Annotated in this window: 1 protein-coding gene; it reads right to left on the bottom strand. The window is 70.4% G+C overall.

Annotated features, from left to right (window positions below; translation table 11 throughout):
- A partial coding sequence (locus I53_RS19720; RefSeq protein WP_043353841.1) for a xanthine dehydrogenase family protein molybdopterin-binding subunit occupies nucleotides 1-1,345 on the bottom strand: 1,345 nt, incomplete at both ends.

Here is a 1,345-nt window from a genome sequence, read left to right as displayed (position 1 = left end):
CGTCGCCCCGCGGCGGCGATCCCCGAGATCCCGAGCTCGCCCACGCCCTTCGCCTTCATGGGCGAGGACCGCGGGTCGACCTCGTCGAGGAAGATCACCTCCTGATGCGGGATGTCGGCGTGGACCGGCACCTCGTATCCGGCGAGGTCGTGGTTAGCGAAGAAGCCGCGCTTGGTGTCGACCGCCAGCTCTTCCATCAGGGCCGCCCCGGTGCCCATGACCATCCCGCCGATCACCTGGCTGCGGGCCGATTTCGGGTTGAGGATGCGACCGGCCGCGCAGACCGCCAGCATCCGCCGGACCCGGACCTCGGCGGTGTAGACGTCCACGGCGACCTCGACGAAATGCGCCCCGAAGGTCGAGACCTGCTGCTCTTTCGAGACCTTGCCGAACTCGATCGTGTCCTCCGCGACCAGCTCCCCGTCCGCGGCAGCCTGGGCGAGCGGGATCGCGCGGTTGCCCGCGCGGACCTCGCCCTCCTCGAACACCGCGTCGGTGGCGTTGAAGCCGAGCTTCTGCGCCACGGACTCCCGCAGCTTCACGCAGGCCGCATAGACGCCCGCCGTCGACGAGTTGGCGCCGAACTGGCCGCCCGAGCCCGAGGAGACCGGGAAGTCCGAGTCGCCGAGCCGCACCGCCACCTTGTCGAGGGGCACGCCCATCATCTCGGCGGCGGTCTGGGCGATGATCGTGTAGCTGCCGGTGCCGATATCGGTCATATCGGTCTCGACCGTGACCGTGCCGCTGCCGTCCAGCCGCACCCGGGCGCCCGACTTCATCACCATGTTGTCGCGGAACGCCGCCGCCATGCCGAGGCCGACGAGCCATTGCCCATCCCGGACCTGGCCGGGCTTCGGGTTGCGCTTGGCCCATCCGAACTTCTCGGCGCCGAGCTTGAGGCAGCCGACGAGGTCGCGGTGGGAGAAGCGTAGGTCCGGCTGGGTCGGGACGACCTGCGTGTCGTTGCGGATGCGGAACTCCACCGGGTCGAGGCCGAGCTTCTCGGCCATCTCGTCCATGGCGACCTCGAGCACGGCGAGGCCCGGGGCCTCGCCCGGCGCCCGCATGGCGTTGCCCTCGGGCAGGTCGAGGTGGGCGAGCTTCATGGCGGTGAGGCGGTTCTTCCCCGCGTAGAGGAACTTGGTCTGGTTCACCGCCGTCTCGGGATCGCCGTCCGGCAGGTTGCCGGAAGTGCTCTCATGCGCGATCGCCGTGATAGTGCCGTCCTGCGTGGCGCCGATCCGGACCCGCTGGATCGTGGCCGGCCGGTGCGTGGTGTTGTTGGCGATGAGCGGGCGCGTGAGCGCGACCTTCACGGGCCGCCCCGTCGCCTTGGCGGGCAGCG

This window comes from Methylobacterium sp. B1, assembly GCF_000333255.1.
In the GTDB taxonomy this organism is placed as follows: Bacteria; Pseudomonadota; Alphaproteobacteria; order Rhizobiales; family Beijerinckiaceae; genus Methylobacterium; species Methylobacterium fujisawaense.
Note: the sequence above shows the minus strand (reverse complement) of the source record. Positions and strands in the feature narration are given on the sequence as shown.